This is a genomic window from Metabacillus sp. KH_069 (assembly GCF_057838075.1).
The window spans coordinates 3,245,743-3,265,971 of sequence record NZ_CM174460.1 but is presented as its reverse complement, the minus strand read 5'-3'; the positions used below and the strand labels follow the sequence as shown (position 1 = coordinate 3,265,971).

At 42.0% G+C, this 20,229-nt stretch carries 17 protein-coding genes and 1 other annotated feature; of the genes, 13 read left to right on the top strand and 4 right to left on the bottom strand.

What is annotated here, in order from left to right:
• Window positions 1-643 precede the first annotated feature (643 nt).
• Together lon and yihA are read left to right on the top strand one after the other, a co-directional pair.
• Window positions 644-2,968: an endopeptidase La gene (gene lon / locus AC3ISE_RS16510; protein ID WP_489221809.1), complete on the top strand. Its 2,325-nt coding sequence runs from the start codon at window positions 644-646 to the stop codon at window positions 2,966-2,968.
• A complete protein-coding gene (yihA, locus tag AC3ISE_RS16505) occupies window positions 2,965-3,558 on the top strand; it encodes a ribosome biogenesis GTP-binding protein YihA/YsxC (RefSeq protein ID WP_309192456.1) in 594 nt (197 codons plus the stop codon). Before lon ends, yihA begins: the two co-directional genes overlap by 4 nt.
• Before the next feature lie 101 nt (window positions 3,559-3,659).
• Here yihA and AC3ISE_RS16500 read toward each other — a convergent pair whose 3' ends face one another.
• Window positions 3,660-4,145, bottom strand: coding sequence for a LiaF transmembrane domain-containing protein (locus AC3ISE_RS16500; protein WP_070876410.1), 486 nt, complete (start codon window positions 4,143-4,145; stop codon window positions 3,660-3,662).
• 213 nt (window positions 4,146-4,358) lie between these two features.
• Here AC3ISE_RS16500 and hemA point away from each other — a divergent pair, with 213 nt between their 5' ends.
• The 6 genes from hemA to hemL are packed head-to-tail and all read left to right on the top strand — an operon-like array spanning window position 4,359 to window position 10,618.
• Entirely contained in the window at window positions 4,359-5,714 is a 1,356-nt protein-coding gene (gene hemA, locus AC3ISE_RS16495; RefSeq protein WP_489221808.1) for a glutamyl-tRNA reductase, read from the top strand.
• 18 nt (window positions 5,715-5,732) lie between these two features.
• Entirely contained in the window at window positions 5,733-6,566 is an 834-nt protein-coding gene (locus AC3ISE_RS16490; protein WP_070876414.1) for a cytochrome C assembly family protein, read from the top strand.
• 42 nt (window positions 6,567-6,608) lie between these two features.
• A complete protein-coding gene (gene hemC, locus AC3ISE_RS16485) occupies window positions 6,609-7,541 on the top strand; it encodes a hydroxymethylbilane synthase (protein ID WP_489221807.1) in 933 nt (310 codons plus the stop codon).
• Complete coding sequence (locus tag AC3ISE_RS16480) at window positions 7,541-8,326, top strand: uroporphyrinogen-III synthase (protein WP_489221806.1); 786 nt, start codon at window positions 7,541-7,543, stop codon at window positions 8,324-8,326. Before hemC ends, AC3ISE_RS16480 begins: the two co-directional genes overlap by 1 nt.
• A 6-nt stretch (window positions 8,327-8,332) precedes the next feature.
• Window positions 8,333-9,313 (top strand): porphobilinogen synthase, encoded by a 981-nt coding sequence (gene hemB, locus AC3ISE_RS16475; protein WP_489221805.1) that lies wholly within the window; start codon window positions 8,333-8,335, stop codon window positions 9,311-9,313.
• An 18-nt stretch (window positions 9,314-9,331) separates the two neighbouring features.
• Window positions 9,332-10,618, top strand: coding sequence for a glutamate-1-semialdehyde 2,1-aminomutase (hemL, locus tag AC3ISE_RS16470; protein ID WP_489221804.1), 1,287 nt, complete (start codon window positions 9,332-9,334; stop codon window positions 10,616-10,618).
• Window positions 10,619-10,814: 196 nt separating this feature from the next.
• On the opposite strand, the gene AC3ISE_RS16465 is transcribed toward hemL, so the two are convergent.
• Complete coding sequence (locus tag AC3ISE_RS16465; RefSeq protein WP_489221803.1) at window positions 10,815-10,982, bottom strand: hypothetical protein; 168 nt, start codon at window positions 10,980-10,982, stop codon at window positions 10,815-10,817.
• An 88-nt stretch (window positions 10,983-11,070) separates the two neighbouring features.
• Window positions 11,071-11,259 carry a CsbD family protein gene (locus tag AC3ISE_RS16460; RefSeq protein WP_309192464.1) on the bottom strand — a complete coding sequence of 63 codons (189 nt, stop codon included), beginning with the start codon at window positions 11,257-11,259 and terminating at the stop codon, window positions 11,071-11,073.
• Between the two features lie 194 nt (window positions 11,260-11,453).
• Here AC3ISE_RS16460 and spoVID point away from each other — a divergent pair, with 194 nt between their 5' ends.
• Window positions 11,454-12,476 (top strand): stage VI sporulation protein D, encoded by a 1,023-nt coding sequence (spoVID, locus tag AC3ISE_RS16455; protein WP_489221802.1) that lies wholly within the window; start codon window positions 11,454-11,456, stop codon window positions 12,474-12,476.
• Between the two features lie 135 nt (window positions 12,477-12,611).
• On the top strand, window positions 12,612-13,634 hold the full coding sequence (gene ysxE, locus AC3ISE_RS16450) for a spore coat protein YsxE (protein ID WP_489221801.1): 1,023 nt from the start codon (window positions 12,612-12,614) through the stop codon (window positions 13,632-13,634).
• Between the two features lie 32 nt (window positions 13,635-13,666).
• Here the strand turns inward: ysxE and AC3ISE_RS16445 are convergent, their stop codons facing one another.
• Window positions 13,667-13,858: a hypothetical protein gene (locus AC3ISE_RS16445; protein ID WP_309192467.1), complete on the bottom strand. Its 192-nt coding sequence runs from the start codon at window positions 13,856-13,858 to the stop codon at window positions 13,667-13,669.
• A gap of 158 nt (window positions 13,859-14,016) precedes the next feature.
• Window positions 14,017-14,245, top strand: a binding site (T-box leader).
• Window positions 14,246-14,369: 124 nt separating this feature from the next.
• On the opposite strand from AC3ISE_RS16445, the gene AC3ISE_RS16440 reads away from it, so the two are divergent.
• The 3 genes from AC3ISE_RS16440 to AC3ISE_RS16430 all read left to right on the top strand — a co-directional run bounded on the left by AC3ISE_RS16440 (window position 14,370) and on the right by AC3ISE_RS16430 (window position 20,196).
• Window positions 14,370-17,012: a valine--tRNA ligase gene (locus AC3ISE_RS16440; protein WP_489221800.1), complete on the top strand. Its 2,643-nt coding sequence runs from the start codon at window positions 14,370-14,372 to the stop codon at window positions 17,010-17,012.
• A gap of 82 nt (window positions 17,013-17,094) precedes the next feature.
• The gene (locus AC3ISE_RS16435; protein WP_489221799.1) at window positions 17,095-18,399 is read left to right on the top strand and encodes a bifunctional folylpolyglutamate synthase/dihydrofolate synthase; all 1,305 of its coding nucleotides are present in this window, start codon (window positions 17,095-17,097) and stop codon (window positions 18,397-18,399) included.
• Window positions 18,400-18,483: 84 nt separating this feature from the next.
• Window positions 18,484-20,196 carry a sensor domain-containing diguanylate cyclase gene (locus AC3ISE_RS16430; RefSeq protein WP_489221798.1) on the top strand — a complete coding sequence of 571 codons (1,713 nt, stop codon included), beginning with the start codon at window positions 18,484-18,486 and terminating at the stop codon, window positions 20,194-20,196.
• Window positions 20,197-20,229 lie beyond the last annotated feature (33 nt).

Below are 20,229 nucleotides of genomic sequence, written 5' to 3'. Positions count from 1 at the left end.
AAGAATGATAAAATTCTGCGAATGTATATATGGCTTCATCGCCAAACGCATCGGCCAGAACAAATTTGTCTGCCCGAGTCTGACCAGTCGGTTCCGCTTTTCTTGATGTCCAGTTCCATGCCCAACTCCTCGGCCAGAACGGCTCAGCAAGCATTGGCAAAAAGCGCCTTCACTGGCTGATCCTTATCTGTCTGCCTGCGCTAACCGGGCGATTCCGCTTTTCTTGTTGTCCAGCTCCACCTCCTAGCCCCTCGGCCAGAACAAATTCCCTCAGGAAAGTCAAAACCGGACTTTTCGGGTGAATTCTTATCTGTCTGCCCGAGTCTGACCAGTCGGTTCCGCTTTTCTTGATGTCCAGTTCCATCGCCCAACTCCTCGGCCAGAACGGCTCCGTCTGTAAAGGCAAAAAGCGCCTTTTCAGCCGGATCCTTATCTGTCTGTCGGAGCTAAACGGGCGATTCCACTTTTCTTTTTTCCAAGGAAGTTATTTCTTTAGTCTTCTGACCGAGGAAAGGGTATACTACATAAGGTAACACTATATGATTTACAAATAGACACTGTTTTGCCGATGAGATAGAATTGTACAAGAATGAACTCATTATATTATAATGATTGATACTAAAGTCATGGAGGTGTATGACAGTTGGCGAAAAAAGAAGAGAAAATCGTCCCCCTCCTACCTCTTAGAGGATTGTTAGTGTACCCGACAATGGTACTTCACCTTGATGTAGGACGCGAAAAATCCGTACAGGCGCTTGAAAAAGCGATGATGGATGATCATATAATCTTTTTAACAACTCAACGTGATATTTCAATTGATGAACCAACCGAAGAAGATATCTTTACAGTAGGAACATTAACGAAGATTAAACAAATGCTGAAGCTTCCTAACGGAACAATCCGGGTTCTTGTAGAAGGCATGCAGCGTGGGAAAATCACTAAATATGTAGATGAAGGTGACTATTTTGCAGTAGGTGCCGATTCCCTAGAAGAAAGCACAGAAAAAGACGCCGAAGATGAAGCGCTCATGAGAACGCTGCTCGATCACTTTGATCAATACATAAAGCTGTCAAAAAAAATATCCGGCGAAACCCTTTCAACTGTTACAGATATTGATGAGCCGGGTAGAATGGCCGACATTGTCGCATCTCACCTGCCGCTTAAATTGAAAGAAAAACAGGAAGTTCTCGAAACACTGGATATAAAAGAGCGTTTAAACCGTGTCATTGAAATCATTCATAATGAAAAAGAAGTGCTTCAGCTTGAAAAGAAAATCGGCCAGCGAGTGAAACGGTCAATGGAGCGGACGCAAAAGGAATACTATCTCCGTGAACAAATGAAGGCGATTCAGAAAGAACTTGGCGATAAAGAAGGTAAAACGGGTGAAGTGGATATTCTGAACGAGAAGATTGAGAAGGCGGGCATGCCGGATCATATCAAACTTACTGCTTTGAAAGAACTTGAACGCTATGAAAAAGTTCCTTCAACCTCAGCTGAGAGTTCAGTAGTCCGCAATTATCTCGAGTGGCTCATCTCATTGCCGTGGTCGAATGCAACGGTGGACCGTCTTGATTTAAAACGTGCAGAAACGATTTTGGACGAGGATCACTACGGGCTTGAAAAAGTAAAAGACCGTGTGCTTGAATACTTGGCCGTTCAAAAACTGACAAACTCGCTTAAAGGACCGATTTTATGCTTATCAGGGCCTCCTGGAGTAGGGAAAACATCGCTTGCCCGTTCAGTTGCTAAATCTTTAGACCGGAATTTCGTGCGCATTTCACTCGGAGGAGTACGGGATGAATCTGAAATCCGCGGTCACCGCCGGACGTATGTCGGCGCAATGCCGGGACGCATTATTCAGGGCATGAAAAAAGCGGGAACCATTAACCCGGTTTTTTTACTTGATGAAATTGATAAAATGTCCAATGATTTCAGAGGAGATCCTTCTTCAGCCTTACTCGAGGTTTTAGATCCGGAACAAAATCATACGTTCAGCGATCATTATATTGAAGAGACCTATGATTTATCTAAAGTTATGTTTATCGCTACAGCAAACAACCTATCAACCATACCTGGCCCTTTGCGCGACCGAATGGAGATTATTACGATTGCAGGCTATACAGAAATTGAAAAAATTCATATAGCCAAGGATCATCTGCTGTCTAAGCAGTTAAAAGATCATGGTTTGAAAAAGTCTAACTTGCAAATCCGTGAGTCAGCTATTCAAAATATCATTCGCTATCATACCCGTGAAGCAGGCGTCAGAAGTCTTGAGAGACAGCTTGCAGCGATTTGCCGAAAAGCAGCCAAGCAAATTGTTGCTGAAGAACGCAAGAAAATTATCGTAACAGACAAAAATCTTGCTGATTATTTAGGAAAGAACAAGTTCCGCTACGGTCAGGCTGAGCTGGAAGATCAAATTGGTGTTGCAACCGGCCTTGCTTATACAACTGTAGGCGGAGACACGCTCTCAATTGAAGTATCGTTATCGCCTGGAAAAGGCAAGCTGATTTTAACCGGAAAACTTGGAGATGTCATGAAAGAATCTGCACAGGCAGCATTCAGCTTTATCCGTTCACGGGCAAAAGAGCTGAATATTGATGAGAATTTTCATGAATTGCATGACATTCATATTCATGTTCCAGAAGGCGCAGTTCCAAAGGATGGCCCTTCAGCAGGAATTACAATGGCAACAGCGCTGATTTCAGCTTTGACCGGAAGACCGGTCAGAAAAGAAGTCGGCATGACCGGAGAAATTACATTAAGAGGAAGAGTTCTGCCAATCGGCGGATTAAAAGAAAAAACGCTGAGTGCGCACCGGGCAGGATTAACAAAGATCATTATGCCGAAGGACAATGAAAAAGATATTGAAGATATCCCTGAAAGTGTCCGCAATGATTTAACATTTGTGCCTGTATCACACCTTGATGAAGTGCTGCAGCATGCGTTAGTAGGAGAGAATGAATGAAAGTAACAAGTTCCGAGATTGTCATAAGTGCGGTAAAGCCCGAGCAGTATCCAGATCTGGAATTGCCGGAAATTGCTCTTGCCGGACGATCAAACGTAGGAAAATCGTCGTTTATCAATAAATTGCTGAACCGGAAAAACCTGGCGAGGACGTCATCCAAGCCAGGCAAAACGCAAACCTTAAATTTTTATATCATTAATGAAGTGCTTCATTTTGTCGATGTGCCGGGTTACGGCTATGCAAAAGTTTCTAAGTCGGAGCGGGATGCATGGGGGAAAATGATTGAAACATATTTCACAAAACGCAGACAGCTTTGTGCTGCTGTATTACTTGTGGACCTTCGCCATGCACCATCAAAAGATGATGTGATGATGTACGAGTTTCTTAAGCACTATGATATTCCGACAATTGTAGTTGCCACTAAAGCCGATAAAATTCCTAAAGGCAAATGGCAAAAACATATGAAGGTTGTCAGAGAAACACTGAACAAGGATCCGGATGATCCGCTGATCTGTTTCTCTTCTGAAACAGGACAGGGCAAAGTAGAAGCCTGGTCTGCAATCGAGCATTATACAAATTTAAAGAAATAAGATGGAACCAGCCACACGGCTGGTTCTTTTTATAGGGCAAAAAAAACCAGCCGCACTCTGGGGCTGGAAGCTCATCATTTAAATCCCTGATCTTACATAATTTACTTTCTTTTAATAAATAATAAGTAAAAACCTCCAAGAATTAGCAGGACAGGCCAAAATTTCTGGATGACCTCCATCCCTTGCTCAACCCAGCCAAGCCCGTTTATGATTGAATCAAATGAGTGGAGAAAAACGGCTAGCAGGAGTAAAATGAAACCTTGTAAATAGCCTGTTTTGGTTTTTGCTCCCCGCAGCAGCATGCCGAGTCCGATAATAAAGGTAATGGCTGGTGCATGCTCTGGCCAGTTCGGAAAACGTTCGATGCTATGAAAATGAATCCCAAGTCCCAGCAGGAGAATCCCGGGAAGAATAGCGCTGTCATCTTGATCGAAGTGCCCGCCAATCAGAAACACCAGGCCAAACAGGACGAGCAAAGTTTGCCAGGATTCCTGATTTTCAAACAGCTGGATTTGAAAGGTTTGCAGAAAGTAATAAAATCCGATAGCAAGCAGGGCGAGAGCAGAGAAATTTGTCGATTTTTTCATTGATTTTCACCTCTAAATAGAACGATTTCCTTGATTGTAAGCACTTTTTTTGGTATTGTTCAAGGTGGACGAATATGTAACAGCTTTTGCTTTTAAATAGTATCATACCATAGACAAACAAGCTTTCAAGAACTGTTCACATTTAAAAAAAGAGAAAAATGCAGGTCATGGTATAATGGTAATAGTATTCTTGTATGTGGGGTGTATAGGATCATGCATATTTTAGTTGTAGGCTTAAATTATAAAACTGCCCCTGTCGAAATCCGTGAAAAATTAACGTTTAATCCAAATGAGCTCGGAGATGCAATGAAAGCTTTGAAAGGCAAGAAAAGCATCTTGGAGAATATCATTGTTTCGACTTGTAATCGGACAGAAATTTATACTGTTGTGGACCAGCTTCATACTGGCCGTTATTATATTAAAGCATTTTTAGCAGAGTGGTTTGGAATCGACAAAGATTCTTTTTCACCCTTTTTAACGATGTATGAAAATGATGGAGCAATCGATCATTTATTCAGCGTTTCATGCGGACTTGATTCTATGGTTCTTGGTGAAACCCAGATTCTTGGACAAGTCCGGTCAAGCTTCATGCTGGGGCAAACGGAAGACACAATTGGAACGGTCTTTCAGCACCTGTTTAAACAAGCCATCACCCTTGCCAAAAAAGCACACTCAGAAACAGATATTGGCGCAAATGCCGTTTCTGTTAGCTATGCTGCTGTAGAGCTTGCAAAGAAAATCTTTGGAGATTTATCATCCAAGCATGTTCTTATTCTAGGGGCAGGCAAAATGGGAGAGCTTGCTGTGCAGAATCTGCATGGAAGCGGAGTGCGCAAAGTGACAGTCATCAACCGCACATTTGAAAAAGCAGAACTTCTGGCTAAGAAATTCAGCGGCAGCGCAAAAAGCATGAATGAACTTCAATGCGCGCTTGTGGAAGCTGATATCCTGATCAGTTCTACAGGTTCAAAAGAGTTTGTTATTACGAAGGAAATCATGGCAGGGGTCGAAAAAATGAGAAAGGGCAAACCGCTGTTTATGGTGGATATTGCTGTTCCACGTGATCTTGATCCTGCACTTGATGAGCTTGAAAGTGTCTTTTTATATGATATTGATGATCTGCAGGGGATTGTGGATGCAAATCTTCAAGAAAGACAAAAGGCAGCTGAAGAGATTGGAATTATGGTTGAAGGTGAGATTGTTGCCTTTAAACAATGGCTCAGCACACTTGGTGTTGTTCCTGTCATTTCCGCTCTTCGTCAAAAAGCACTCGGTATTCAGGCTGAGACAATGCAAAGCCTTGAACGGAAGATGCCAAATCTTACAGACCGTGAATTAAAACTTTTAAACAAGCATACGAAAAGCATCATCAATCAAATGCTCCGTGATCCAATATTAAAGGTGAAAGAATTGTCTGCAGCACCTGATGCAGATCACACGCTGGATCTTTTCATGAAAATCTTTGATATTGAAGAAGCGGTAGAAGAGCAAAAAAGACAAGAAAACTCAATTTCTTTAAGCAGCTCAAAAGCACCGGTTGAGCAAGCAAAAGCTTCACTTCAATCGTAAGTGAGAGGAATTTGATTTATGCCAGAGATGAGTTTAACAAGAATCAATGAATTAATCATTATTATCTATGCGTTTAGTGTTCTCTTTTTTTTCATAGATTTTATTCATAACAACCGGAAGGCAAACAAGATTGCCTTCTGGTTGCTTTCTATTGTTTGGCTGCTGCAAACAATTTTTTTGTTTTATCAAATGTTTACAACCGGAAGATTTCCAATCTTGAATATTTCTGAAGGCTTGTACTTTTATTCGTGGGTGCTTGTTACGCTGTCAGTTGTATTAAACCGCTTTCTAAGAGTAGACTTTATTATCTTTTTTACTAACGTCTTAGGGTTTATTATGCTATCGATTCATACATTTGCTCCTTCCCAGTATGAATCGGCGGCTGTTTCAGGTCAGCTGATCTCTGAACTGCTGTTTATCCACATTACGATGGCCATTCTCTCATATGGCGCATTTACGCTGTCATTCGTTTTTTCTCTGCTTTACTTGATTCAATTCAATCTGCTGAAAAAGAAAAAATGGGGAAAGCAATTACTCCGAATCGATGATTTGGCAAAGCTTGATCATATGTCATATGTATTAAATGTCATTGGAGTACCAATGCTGTTATTAAGCTTAATTCTAGGAGTTATTTGGGCGTATTTGAAACTTCCAAACTTTCACTGGTACGATGCAAAAGTGCTTGGATCCTTTATGATGCTCCTCGTTTATAGTTTTTATTTATACAGCCGCATTGTGAAAGAGTGGCAGGGCAAGCAGGTTGCTTACTTAAATGCAGCATCCTTTTTAATTCTATTAATTAATTTCTTTTTATTTGGAAGTTTGTCCCGATTTCATATATGGGATTCATAATAAATGCACCATACATCAGGTTGAAAGTTGGAGGTACTCATTATGCGCAAAATAATAGTAGGTTCTAGACGTAGCAAATTGGCATTAACCCAAACGAACTGGGTGATTGATCAGTTAAAAAACATAGGGCTGCCTTTTGATTTTGAAGTGCGTGAAATCGTGACAAAAGGCGATCAGATATTAGATGTGACACTTTCAAAAGTAGGCGGAAAAGGTCTGTTTGTCAAAGAAATTGAGCAGGCCATGCTTGACGGCGAAATTGATATGGCTGTACATAGTATGAAAGACATGCCCGCTGTTTTGCCTGAAGGACTGACAATCGGCTGCATTCCTTTCCGTGAAGATCCGAGAGATGCATTCATTTCAAAAAATCATGTGAAGCTTTCTGAGCTGCCGGCAGGCGCGATTGTTGGAACGAGCAGTTTAAGAAGAAGCGCGCAGCTGCTTGCGATGAGGCCGGATCTTGAGATTAAGTGGATTCGGGGAAATATTGATACACGTCTTGCAAAGCTTCAGCATGAAGAATATGATGCAATTATTTTAGCTGCAGCCGGTCTGGCCAGAATGGGATGGAGTCAGGATGTTGTAACTGAATTCCTGGATGCAAATGATTGTGTCCCGGCAGTTGGACAAGGTGCACTTTCGATTGAATGCAGAGAAGATGATCACGAGCTGCTTGAGCTCTTGTCTCATTTTACGGATGAAGCAACAAGACTCGCGGTTCAGGCTGAGAGAACATTCCTTCATGTCATGGAAGGCGGTTGTCAGGTTCCGATTGCAGGCTATGCTACAGTTGCTTTTGATAACGAAATCTCCTTAACTGCTTTAATTGCCTCACCTGACGGAAAAGAGATATATAAAGAAAGAATCGTTGGGAAAGATCCGGAGGCGATCGGCAGGGAAGTTTCAGACCGCCTGATCAAACAAGGGGCTAAAGATTTGATAGACCGGGTGAAAGAGGAGCTTGATCTATAATGGCTCCTGACCTCTCCGGTAAGAAAATTTTAATTACGAGAGAGCATACACAGGCGACCACATTTGCCGAAAAAATTAAAAACGCCGGCGGAGTTCCCATTGTAACTCCGCTTATCCGTTTTGAAAAGGCAAAGAATGAAAAGCAAATTCATGAGATTATCGACAGCATCAAACCCAAAGACTGCCTAGTTTTTACAAGCACAAATGGGGTTGCTTACTTTTTTGACTTCCTGACTGAACATAATATACATATAACCAAATTATCAAAGTGCGTCTTTGCCGCAGTCGGCAGAAAAACAAAGAAATTGATAGAAGACAAAGGCTTCCCGGTCACCATCATTCCAAAAGAATATGTGGCAGAGCGATTAGCAGAGGAGATTGCAGCAACGACCACTGCCTCTCAGCATATTTTTCTGTTCAGGGGAAACCTCGCCCGAGAAATCTTAATCAATAAGCTTACGGATAAGGGCTTCTCCGTGACAGATGCCAAGCTGTATGAAACAATACATAATGTAGAAGATGGACAAAAAATCGAGCATTTGCTGAAGCAAAATGAGCTGGATTATATCACATTTACAAGCTCTTCAACCGTAGATGCTTTTATGAAAGTAATGAAAAACAAGGGTCTGGATTCGCTGCTTTCTGGGGTTACTTTGGTAAGCATCGGGCCTATTACTCAGCAGACCCTTGCCAATTACGGATTTAATGGGATTGTTTGTGAAACGTACACAATCGATGCCATGATAAATAGAATGAAAACTCATATTCAATCTGAAAGGAAATGAATAACTATGGACCTTCAATTTACAAGACACCGCAGACTCCGCACCACCAGCAGCATGAGATCAATTGTACGTGAAACTCACCTTCATGCAGAAGACTTCATTTATCCAATCTTTGTAGTAGAGGGAGAAAAGAAGAGAAATGAAGTAAAATCAATGCCTGGCGTTGAACAGATTTCACTTGATTATTTGAATGCAGAAATGCAGGAAGTATCCGATTTGGGCATTAAATCGGTTATCGTGTTTGGTGTTCCCGATGAAAAGGACGAGGTCGGTTCACAAGCTTATCATGACCACGGGATTGTTCAGAGAGCGATTACCCAAATTAAAGAAAACTTCCCTGACCTGGTTGTCATCGCCGATACTTGTTTATGCCAATTTACAGACCACGGACATTGCGGCATTGTTAAAGAAGGCAAAATATTAAATGACCCTACATTGGATCTGCTTGTACGGACTGCTGTCAGCCAGGCAAAAGCAGGAGCTGACATTATCGCACCATCCAACATGATGGACGGATTTGTAGCAGCAATCCGCCGCGGATTAGACGAAGCGGGTTTTGAAGATGTGCCGGTTATGTCATATGGAATCAAGTACTCAAGTGCATTTTACGGTCCATTCCGCGATGCTGCACACAGCACACCGCAATTTGGCGACCGCAAAACGTATCAAATGGATCCTGCTAACCGCATGGAGGCTTTAAGAGAAGCAGAATCAGATTTATTGGAAGGTGCAGATTTTCTAATTGTGAAGCCTGCTTTATCTTATCTTGATATCATCCGTGATGTAAAAAACAACTTCAATGTGCCGATTGTTGCTTATAACGTAAGCGGAGAATATGCCATGATCAAAGCGGCTGCACAAAATGGCTGGGTTGATGAAAAAGCGATCGTGATGGAAATGATGATCAGCATGAAACGTGCGGGTGTAGATATGATTTTGACGTACCATGCAAAGGATGCTGCACGCTGGCTTAAAGAACAACACTAATCGTAAGGGAGAATTCTTATGCGCAATTATGAAAAATCAAAGCAGGCCTTTAAAGAAGCGCAGGATTTAATGCCAGGCGGTGTAAACAGCCCGGTGCGCGCATTTAAATCGGTTGCAATGGATCCTATCTTCATGGAACGCGGAAAAGGCTCCAAGATTTATGATATCGATGGAAATGAATATATTGATTATGTTTTATCATGGGGACCGCTTATTTTAGGTCATACAAATGATGAAGTGGTTGAAGCAATCAAAAAGGTGACGGAATCAGGTACAAGCTTCGGTGCACCGACATTAATTGAAAATGAACTTGCAAAGCTTGTGATTGACCGTGTCCCTTCAATTGAAGTGATTCGCATGGTAAGCTCAGGAACAGAAGCAACAATGAGTGCATTGCGCCTTGCCCGGGGTTTTACCGGCCGAAACAAAATTCTCAAATTTGAAGGCTGCTACCATGGACATGGTGACTCATTATTAATCAAAGCGGGGTCTGGTGTTGCAACACTAGGTCTGCCGGACAGTCCTGGTGTACCTGAGGGAATTGCAAAAAACACGATAACGGTTCCATACAGTGATATGGAAAGCGTAAAATACGCATTTGAACAATACGGAGACGATATTGCGGGTGTGATTGTTGAACCCGTTGCAGGAAATATGGGAGTGGTGCCGCCGCTTAAAGGATTCCTGGAAAACCTTAGAGAAATTACCGCTCAATACGGCTCACTGCTTATCTTTGATGAAGTAATGACAGGTTTCCGTGTTGATTATGGCTGTGCGCAAGACTACTTTGGTGTAACACCTGATATTACATGCCTTGGGAAAGTCATTGGCGGAGGATTGCCTGTTGGAGCTTACGGCGGGCGTTCAGACATTATGAAGCAGATTGCTCCAAGCGGACCGATTTATCAGGCTGGTACCTTATCCGGAAATCCGCTTGCTATGACTGCAGGATATGCAACTTTAAAACAGCTGACTCCGGATTCTTATAAAGAATTTGGCCGCAAAGCAGATATTCTCGAAGAAGGCTTAACGGCTGCAGCGAAAAAGCATGATATTCCGATCACATTCAACAGAGCCGGCTCAATGATAGGCTTCTTCTTTACAAATGAAAAAGTAACAAACTTTGAAACAGCCAAAACATCTAATTTAGAGTTTTTCTCAAAATTCTACCGTGAAATGGCAAATGAAGGTGTCTTCCTTCCGCCGTCTCAATTTGAAGGTCTATTCTTATCTACAGCCCATACAGATGAAGATTTGAATAAAACCATTGCTGCTGCTGAAAAAGCTTTTTCTAAATTAAAATAGTCATTTGAAAACCCCTGTACAAAAATGTACAGGGGTTTGTTTTTAAGAGATAAGAAAGTATAAAATTTTGTGCTTCGATGTCTAGCTCCATCGCCCAACTCCTCGGCCAGAAAGGATCTGCAAGTAAAGGCAAAAAGCGCCTTTACTTGCAGATCCTTATCTGTCTGTCGGAGCTAAACGGGCGCTTGCGCTTTTCTTATTTTTCCTCATAACCAGATTTCCTGCTCAGCCACTTGCTTGCAAAAATAATAGCAAGACCAATTAAGCCTACTGCAGCCATCAGCCAGTCATCGACAATATTGAACCATAATGGGATCTGAAGCAAAAAAATAAGACCTATAATTATAAAAAATAAGGGTTTCATAGAATCTCCTGTGTTTTTCTTCTAGTATAGCAGGTATACCACAAAATAAAAAAGAGAGCCGGCTTTGGCCAGGCTCTCTTTATGTACATTAATACCGGCGGGAATCATCCTTCGCTTTTCCTACACCTTCTTGGATGTTGCCTTTAAGCTTATCTTTTTTGCCTTCACGCTGCATGTTAGGATTGTCTGTTGCATTGCCGACCTGGTCTTTCACTTCACCTTTGGCCTGGTTTACCTTGCCTTTTACTTTGTCGCTTAAACCTTGATCTTTTGACATTGCAGATCACTCCTTTTTGTATGTTACTGTCTATATTCCCTGTCCGGGGATCGTTGAAACACTTAATTGAAAATACTAAAAAGCCCTAATTGAATGAAGTCTAATTCGAAAAATCACTCATAATCTTTGAATCTGGAACATAAACCTTTAATGTCATAGCTATTTGGTTAGGCCATTGAAAGGAGGAGTTCAAGTTGTCACAGGATCAACAATCATCATTACGGTTTTCTGTTGAAGAATCCGTTTGGTTTCAAAAGGGACAGGAAGTAGGTGAGCTGTTATCCATCTCATTAGATCCAGACATCACCATCCAGGAGTTTGACCAGTACATCTCCATTCGGGGTGCACTGCAGTTAACGGGTGAGTACAAAATAGATGAGGATTATAACGAAGAGGAATTTGAATATGCCAATCTCCGGTTCGTAAGCAGTGTTGAAACCCGGGAGGAAGACGGCATTTCGCAGCTTGTTCACCGATTTCCTGTGGATATTACGATCCCAAGAAACAGAATTGGAAATTTAGAAGAAGTATATGTGACGATTGAATCGTTTGACTATGATCTATCTGAAAGCAGAAATCTTAAGCTTGTTGCAGATTTAGAAATAAGCGGAATCGCAAGTCAGGATTCTTTTGAAGAAGTTCAGGAAGAGGAAGAAGAAGAGCACACATATAACCACTCAACTGAAGAAGAGCTTGAGCCTTTGTACCGTTCTTCTCAGGCTTTGCTCTATGAAGAGGAGACTCAGGAAGCATATTCAGAAAGCTATGATGCCGTTCTTGCTGAAAACACTCCTGAAAAAGAAGAGTTTTATCAGCCTTTTGATGTAGAGGTCAGAAAGCAGGCAATCGAAGAAGAAACGGTACAGCCTGAAATTCATTATAATGCGGGAAGGCCAGCTGAAGATGAGGTCCAAGAGGTTTACTCAGCACCGCCTAAAAAAAGTCCAAAAAGCCGAAAAGAAGAAGCGAAAAAGCAGGAGCAGCCGAAGGAGACCGAAAACTCTCTTTATTTAACAAAGCTTTTTGGCAGAGAAGACGAAGAAGAGTTTTCAAAACTGAAAATCTGCATTGTGCAGCATGGTGATTCCATTGACAGCATATGCGACCGTTATAATATTACGGTCCAGCAGCTGCACAGGGTAAACCAGATTAGCTCAACGGCAGACGTGCATGAAGGGCAGACATTATATATTCCGGTTTATGCAAACACGCATTAAGATGGACAGAACAGCTTGGGGAGGAGTATTCCTCAGCTGTTTTTTTTGTAAGAATTAATCTCTAGTAAAGCAAGCTAAAATCGTTCACTTATTCCTTCTTAAAGGAAGGTGAGGTATAGAGTGGTGAGAGGAATTATGGATAAGCTAGTGCCTGTAATCAGCCAATATGATTTAACTGGCGAGTACGCGGAATCAATCAGTGACAAGCTGACCAAAATCTATGCAAGCTCAGGGGCATCTTATGCTTTAAAAAGAGTGACAGCAAACCGGAATGGGAATTTTATAGAAACCCTTCATACTGCTCATCAAAAAGGATTTTCCGGCTATGTGCCGATCTTCAGAAATAAACACCGGCAATTTTTCACCTCAGATGGCGAGAACTGGTATTACATCATGCCTTGGCTGCACAATGAGCCTGAAGAAGAGAGAGACGAGCGCCATAAAAACATGTTCAGGGAACTCGCTGTGCTCCATCAGAAAACAGCGACTGAGGAAAAACTGAATCAGGATGCGCTTAAAGTTCACTATGAAACGTTATCAAAGCAATGGGATGACAACAAAGCCATTTACGAAAAATATGTGGAAGAATGCGAAAAAAGATGGTATTTGTCCCCGTTTGAACTGCAGGCGGTTACGTATTATTTTGAAACAGCAAGAGCGACGGATTTTGCACGTAAGAAACTTGATGAATGGTATGAGATGATGAAGGAAAAGGAAGATACCCGCCAGGTTATTATTCATGGCAGAGCTTCCATCCATCACTTCCTATATGATGAACAGAACACTGGATTTTTAACAAACTTTGAACAATCCAGATACTCATCTCCAATCGATGATCTGCTTCTCTTCTATCATCGCACGTTTCATACGTATCCATTTGCGGATGATGATTGTGTGGATTGGCTCTATACGTATCAGCAGCAGTTTCCGTTCAGAGAGGAAGAAATGCTTTTATTCACTTGCTATCTTGCATATCCGGATTTCATCTACAGAAATTTAAAGAAGCACATGAACCATGGAAATCGAAGTGTTCCGGAGCTCAAACGAAATCAGGATCTCATTAAATCCTATTGGACTTTTAAAAACATCGAATACTTTGTAATGAAAGTGACCCAAATTGAAGATAATAAAAAAATAGCGGCAGAGCAATCATCATAAAAAAATCCCAATCATCTCACTGATTGGGTTCTTTAAATCCACTCCATATGAAGGGCTACACCAAGTAAAATCAGCAAGGATAATAGAACAAGGTCTACTGGAGAAGGAAAGATCAAAGTCCTTATCGTCTGGAAAATCGTGATCGGTACAATGAACTGGCCTGCAATCACTTTGAATTGCTTTACCCATGGTGACATATTGTAGTAATTAATTTTTCTGCGCATACAAATTCTCCTAACCTGTTGGCTCATGCTAACAAGATATGTGCATTTACCCAAATTTGTGCTGACTGTGAATAAAGGACAGAAAAATTGGAGAAGATGATTGACGTAAAATGATAAGATTGTATACAATAATACATATATGCTTTTATTGAATAAAAGAACATACATTGACAGGGAAGAGTAAAGCCGAAAGCTGTTTTTAGAGAGAGAAATCATTTGCTGAAAGATTTCTTAAACAAGCTCGCTTGAAGGTCGCCCTCGAGTAATTCTCTTGAACTTGAAGTAGAGAGAATCGGCATGAACGCCGTTATCCCATTTGAGAGCATAGGCTTATTTTCGCCTATGAAAAAAGGTGGCACCGCGAAATCAACTCCTTTCGTCCTTTTATTGGATGAAAGGAGTTTTTTATTTTGTCCAGCTTCTGCGCCTAGATCCTCGGTCAGAACGGATCTGAACAAGGCGCTTGCGCTTTTCTATTTAATCACCGGTTTATTTTTAAGGAGGAAGAAAAATGGAGAACAATGAACAAACACTCTCTACAAAATATGATCCGCAGGCAATTGAGCGTAACCGCTATGACTACTGGCTTGAAGGCAAGTACTTTGAAGCGACAAACGACCAGGAAAAACAGCCTTATACAATCGTTATTCCGCCGCCGAACGTTACGGGCAAGCTTCACCTCGGGCATGCGTGGGACACAACGCTTCAAGACATTGTGACCCGCATGAAAAGAATGCAGGGCTATGACGTGCTGTGGCTTCCTGGCATGGACCATGCTGGAATTGCTACTCAGGCAAAAGTAGAAGGAAAGCTGCGCGAGGAAGGCAAATCCCGCTATGATCTTGGCCGGGAAAAATTCGTTGAAGAAACATGGAAGTGGAAAGAGGAGTATGCTTCTCATATCCGCACGCAATGGTCAAAGCTTGGACTAGGACTTGATTACTCGAGAGAGCGTTTTACATTAGACGAAGGTTTATCAAAGGCAGTAAATGAAGTGTTTGTATCACTTTATAAAAAGGGACTTATTTACCGCGGTGAATATATCATCAACTGGGATCCTCAAACAAAAACAGCTTTATCGGACATCGAAGTTATTTATAAAGATGTTCAAGGCGCTTTTTACCATATGCGCTATCCTCTGTCTGACGGCTCAGGCTTTATTGAAATCGCTACAACCCGTCCTGAAACGATGCTTGGCGATACAGCCGTTGCCGTTCATCCGGAAGATGACCGCTACAAGCATTTAATCGGAAAAACAGTTGTGCTTCCAATCGTTGGCCGTGAAATTCCGATTGTCGGAGACGACTACGTCGATATGGAATTTGGATCAGGAGCTGTTAAAATTACGCCTGCGCATGATCCGAACGATTTTGAAATCGGAAACCGCCATGACTTAGAACGTGTTCTCGTGATGAATGAAGATGGAACAATGAATGCTAAAGCAGGCAAGTACAATGGTCTTGACCGTTTTGACTGCCGCAAGCAAATCGTGAAAGATCTTCAGGAGATGGATGTTTTATTCAAGATTGAAGAGCATCTTCATTCTGTCGGGCACAGTGAACGAAGCGGAGCCGTTGTAGAACCATACCTTTCAACACAATGGTTTGTTAAAATGCAGCCGCTTGCTGATAAAGCGATTGAGCTTCAAAGCAAAGAAGAAAAAGTAAACTTTGTTCCGAACCGATTTGAAAATACGTATATGCGCTGGATGGAAAACATCCGTGACTGGTGTATTTCAAGACAGCTATGGTGGGGACACAGAATTCCGGCATGGTATAACAAAGAAACAGGCGAGGTTCATGTTGATCACTCACCGCCTGCAGATATCGAAAACTGGGAGCAGGATACAGATGTGCTCGACACTTGGTTCAGCTCTGCGCTATGGCCGTTCTCAACAATGGGCTGGCCAGACACAGAATCAATCGACTATCAGCGCTTCTATCCAACAGATGTGCTCGTAACGGGCTACGATATTATTTTCTTCTGGGTATCCCGCATGATCTTCCAGGGTCTTGAATTTACAGGTCAGCGTCCATTTAAAGATGTGCTGATTCATGGACTTGTACGCGATGAACAGGGCCGCAAAATGAGTAAATCTCTTGGCAACGGCGTCGATCCAATGGAAGTCATCGAGAAATATGGAGCAGATTCACTGCGTTACTTCCTGTCTACCGGAAGCTCTCCGGGCCAGGACCTGCGTTTCAGCTATGAAAAGGTAGAAGCGACTTGGAACTTTGCAAATAAGATCTGGAATGCTTCACGTTTTGCTTTAATGAACATGGACGGCCTGAAATATGAAGAAATTGATATCAGCGGCGAAAAGTCAGTCGCTGACAAATGGATTCTGACTCGATTAAATGAAACCATTGAGCATGTGACCAAACTTGCTGATAAATATGAATTCGGTGAAGTTGGCCGCCTTCTTTATAACTTCATTTGGGATGATTTCTGTGACTGGTATATCGAAATGGCGAAGCTTCCGCTTTATGGGGACAATGAAGAGGCAAAGAAAACAACTCGTTCCATTCTTGCTTATGTGCTTGATAACACAATGAGACTTCTTCATCCATTCATGCCATTCATTACCGAGGAAATATGGCAGAACCTTCCTCACGAAGGCGAATCAATTACGATTGCCAAATGGCCAGAAGTTGATGCTTCATTAACGGATTTAGAAGCTGCTGCAGATATGAAGCTGCTTGTTGAAGTGATCCGTTCTGTAAGAAACGTGCGCGCAGAGGTAAATACACCTATGAGCAAGCAGATTCCGATGCTGATTAAAGCGAAAAATGCGGATGTTGCACAGCAGCTTGATCAAAATCGCGCTTACATTGAGCGTTTCTGCAACACAAGCAGTCTGACAATCAGCACGGATGCAGAGTCAGGTGAAAAAGCAATGACTTCTGTCGTAACGGGAGCTGAGCTTATTTTCCCTCTTGAAGGCTTAATTAATATTGATGAGGAAATCTCACGCCTTCAAAAAGAGCTGGACAAATTAAATAAAGAAGTCGAACGTGTTCAAAAGAAACTGAGCAATGAAGGCTTTGTGAAAAAAGCACCTGAAAAAGTAATTGAAGAAGAACGTGCGAAAGAAAGCGATTATGTAGAGAAAAGAGAAGCTGTTCTTTCAAGAATCAGCGAATTAAAAGGGTAAGCTTTTTAGAGAGGCTCGGGTTGTGATCGGCAGAATCACACCCGAGTTTTCATGTAAATAGAGAGAAAAGGGGCAGAGGCTCATGTTTCAAACCTATGAGGAAGCTGTAGATTGGATTCATTCCCGCTTAAGATTCGGGATCAAGCCAGGATTAAAGAGGATGACCTGGATGATGGAAAAATTAAATAATCCCCATAAACACATTCGCGCCATTCACGTTGCGGGGACAAATGGCAAGGGTTCAACTATTGCCTATATGCGCAATGTTCTTCAAGAAGCAGGGTATACAACAGGTACGTTTACCTCTCCGTTTCTAGAAACATTCAACGAAAGAATCAGTATGAACGGCAAACCCATTTCTGATGAAGAAATGCTGTTTTTAGTAAATATGATCAGGCCTTTTGCAGATGAACTTGAAGAGACAGAGCTCGGCGGACCGACTGAATTTGAAGTGATCACGGCCATGGCTTTCTACTATTTTGGAAGACATGAAAAAACGGATATTCTGCTGCTTGAAACAGGTCTTGGCGGCACATATGATTCAACCAATATTGCAGAACCGATCTTAACGATGATCACAAGCATCGGCTTTGACCACATGAATATTCTTGGCAATACAATCGAAGAAATCGCTGGTGAAAAAGCGGGTATCATCAAGCAGGGCATTCCTATGCTGACGTCTGTTGCAGATGAACGTGCTTTAAACGTCATTAAGAAGAAGGCAAATGAGATGAACGCTTCTCTTTACTATGATTCTTTTCCGGTATTGTCTCACCAGCCTATCCCAAGAGGAGAAAGGTTTGAAATGAAGACGCCGTTCAGTCATTATCAAAATCTTGAGATATCAATGCGCGGAGAGCATCAGGTTCAAAATGCCGCTCTTGCAGTGATGGCACTTGATTATCTGCGGGCGAATGAATTATTCCACATCGATGAGCAACATGTCATTAAAGGTCTTTTGCAGACAAGCTGGAGCGGCAGATTTGAACAGGTATCCGAATACCCCGCCATTATTGTTGACGGTGCTCATAATAAAGAGGGAGTAGAAAGCCTGACAGCAGTGATGAAACGCCATTATCACGGCAAAAAGATTCATATTCTTTTTTCTGCTTTAAAAGATAAGGAATACGCTGAGATGATTGATATTCTCTCTTCGATTGCAGACAGCATGCATTTTACAACCTTTGATTTTCCGAGGGCCGCTTCGGCTGCAGAGCTTTTTGAGGCGTGCAGGCATCCAAAAAAAGAATTTGATGAAGAATGGAAATCTGCTTTTGATAAAATGATGACAGCGGGAGAATTAGGAGATATCTTCTTGGTGACAGGATCTTTGTACTTTATTTCAGAAGTCAGGCCTTATTGTCGAAATTTCTTATCGGAAAATTAGGCTGATAGTCCTAAAATAAATGACAGATATCTGAATTTTTGTTAAAATATAAAAATAGTAAAAGATAGAGAGGGGGAACAGTACGTGGATAAACATCTTAAAGTTGTATTGTGGGTGTCCTGGGCGATTATGTTTCCGTCAGCACTATATGCAGCCTACTATTTTTGGCCGCCGATGATAGCAGGCAATGAGCTGGAAATTGCAACTTTCCTGATCTTGATGTGTATTGTTTCCATCTTTCCTATTATCGTAAACGAAACACCTGTTTTTTTCGCCCAGGGTGTATCGATTTCTGTTTTTCTGCTCTTCGGTCCATTTGTTGAAATGATCCTGATGCAGGTTTCCCTGACGGTTCTTCTTATTAAGCTTCGCGTAGGTTCTAAAGAAATCTACCGCTACCCCACAAATTCATTGATGTTCATAATCGTTTCGATCGCAGGGGCGGCAGTCTATTATGCTGTTGGCGGATCACACGGGCAAACTGAATTCACTCTGGAATTCTTAGCAAAGGTCATTATTTATGCTTTTACCATCTGCCTGACCAATCACTTTTTTCTCCAGCATGTGATCAGAGGCTTCTTTTATAAAAATAAAGAAAAATTCTTTTCGAAAGATTTCTTATGGGAGATCTTCACCACTCTCATGTTCCTGCCCGTTGGAATCATGCTGTATCTTTTATATAAAGATTTAGGTCTAGAAGCATTGTTCTATGTAGGAATTCCATTTGTCGGAATATCCTTTATTCTGCTCCTGCTTTCAAACAGCCAGCGTTTGAATACATACCTTCAGCAATCGAGTGAAATTGGCCATCAGCTTACTGAAAGGCTGGAAGTAAAAGAAGTGCTGGACGTCTATATTGATAAGCTGACATCCATGATCAAAGCAGACTACGCTTATATAATTGATGTCATCAATGAATATGAGCTTAAAGTCATCCGGAAGCTTGAAAATGGACAGATTTTATCCAATACAAAAGAAACGCTTTCTGTTCATCAGGGGATCGGCGGGCTGGTTTATGCCAAAAAGAAAAGCGTTCTTTACAAAAAACGTGAGCATTGGGCAAAGCTTGAGAAAACTCTGCTGCCTGAAACGATTGAAAGTATGATTGCGGTACCGATAGTCAGAAACCAAAAAGTCGTTGGCATCGTGGTGCTTGCTTCTGACAAAAAACGCTCCTATGATCAGTCACAGCTGATGATCGTTGATTTATTAACTGCCTATCTCGGTGTTGCGATTGATAATGCAAGAAGCTATGAGGAAACGAAAAAACAAAGTGAACGCTGTGCGCTCACAGGTCTCTATAACTATCGCTATATGGAGAAGCTGCTTGAATCGGAGTATATGGAACTAGAAGGCGGTAAACTAAATCATTTATCCCTTATCTTGCTCGATATTGATCACTTCAAAAAAGTGAACGATACATACGGGCACCAGGCGGGAAATGAAATCCTGATCACACTCGCAGACCGGCTGGTAAAGTTTATCGGAGACCGGGGCACCGTTGCAAGATATGGGGGAGAAGAATTCGTAATCCTTCTGCCAAACGTAGACAAGATGGCATGCTTTGCCATCGCTGAAGGGATCCGTAAAACGATAGCCAACCGGTCATTCTTGATTGATCAGGGCATTCAAGCCATTGGCAGGCGCCAATCCGTTCCGATCACTGCGAGCATAGGATACGCAACTGCTCCTTATGACGCAGAGGGACCGCTTGACCTTATCAGACATGCTGACCGTGCCATGTATATCGGAGCCAAACAGGCAGGACGAAACCGTGTGGCGGAGTATGTGAAATAGAAAACCAGCTCCTTTTGCGGGTGCTGGTTTTTT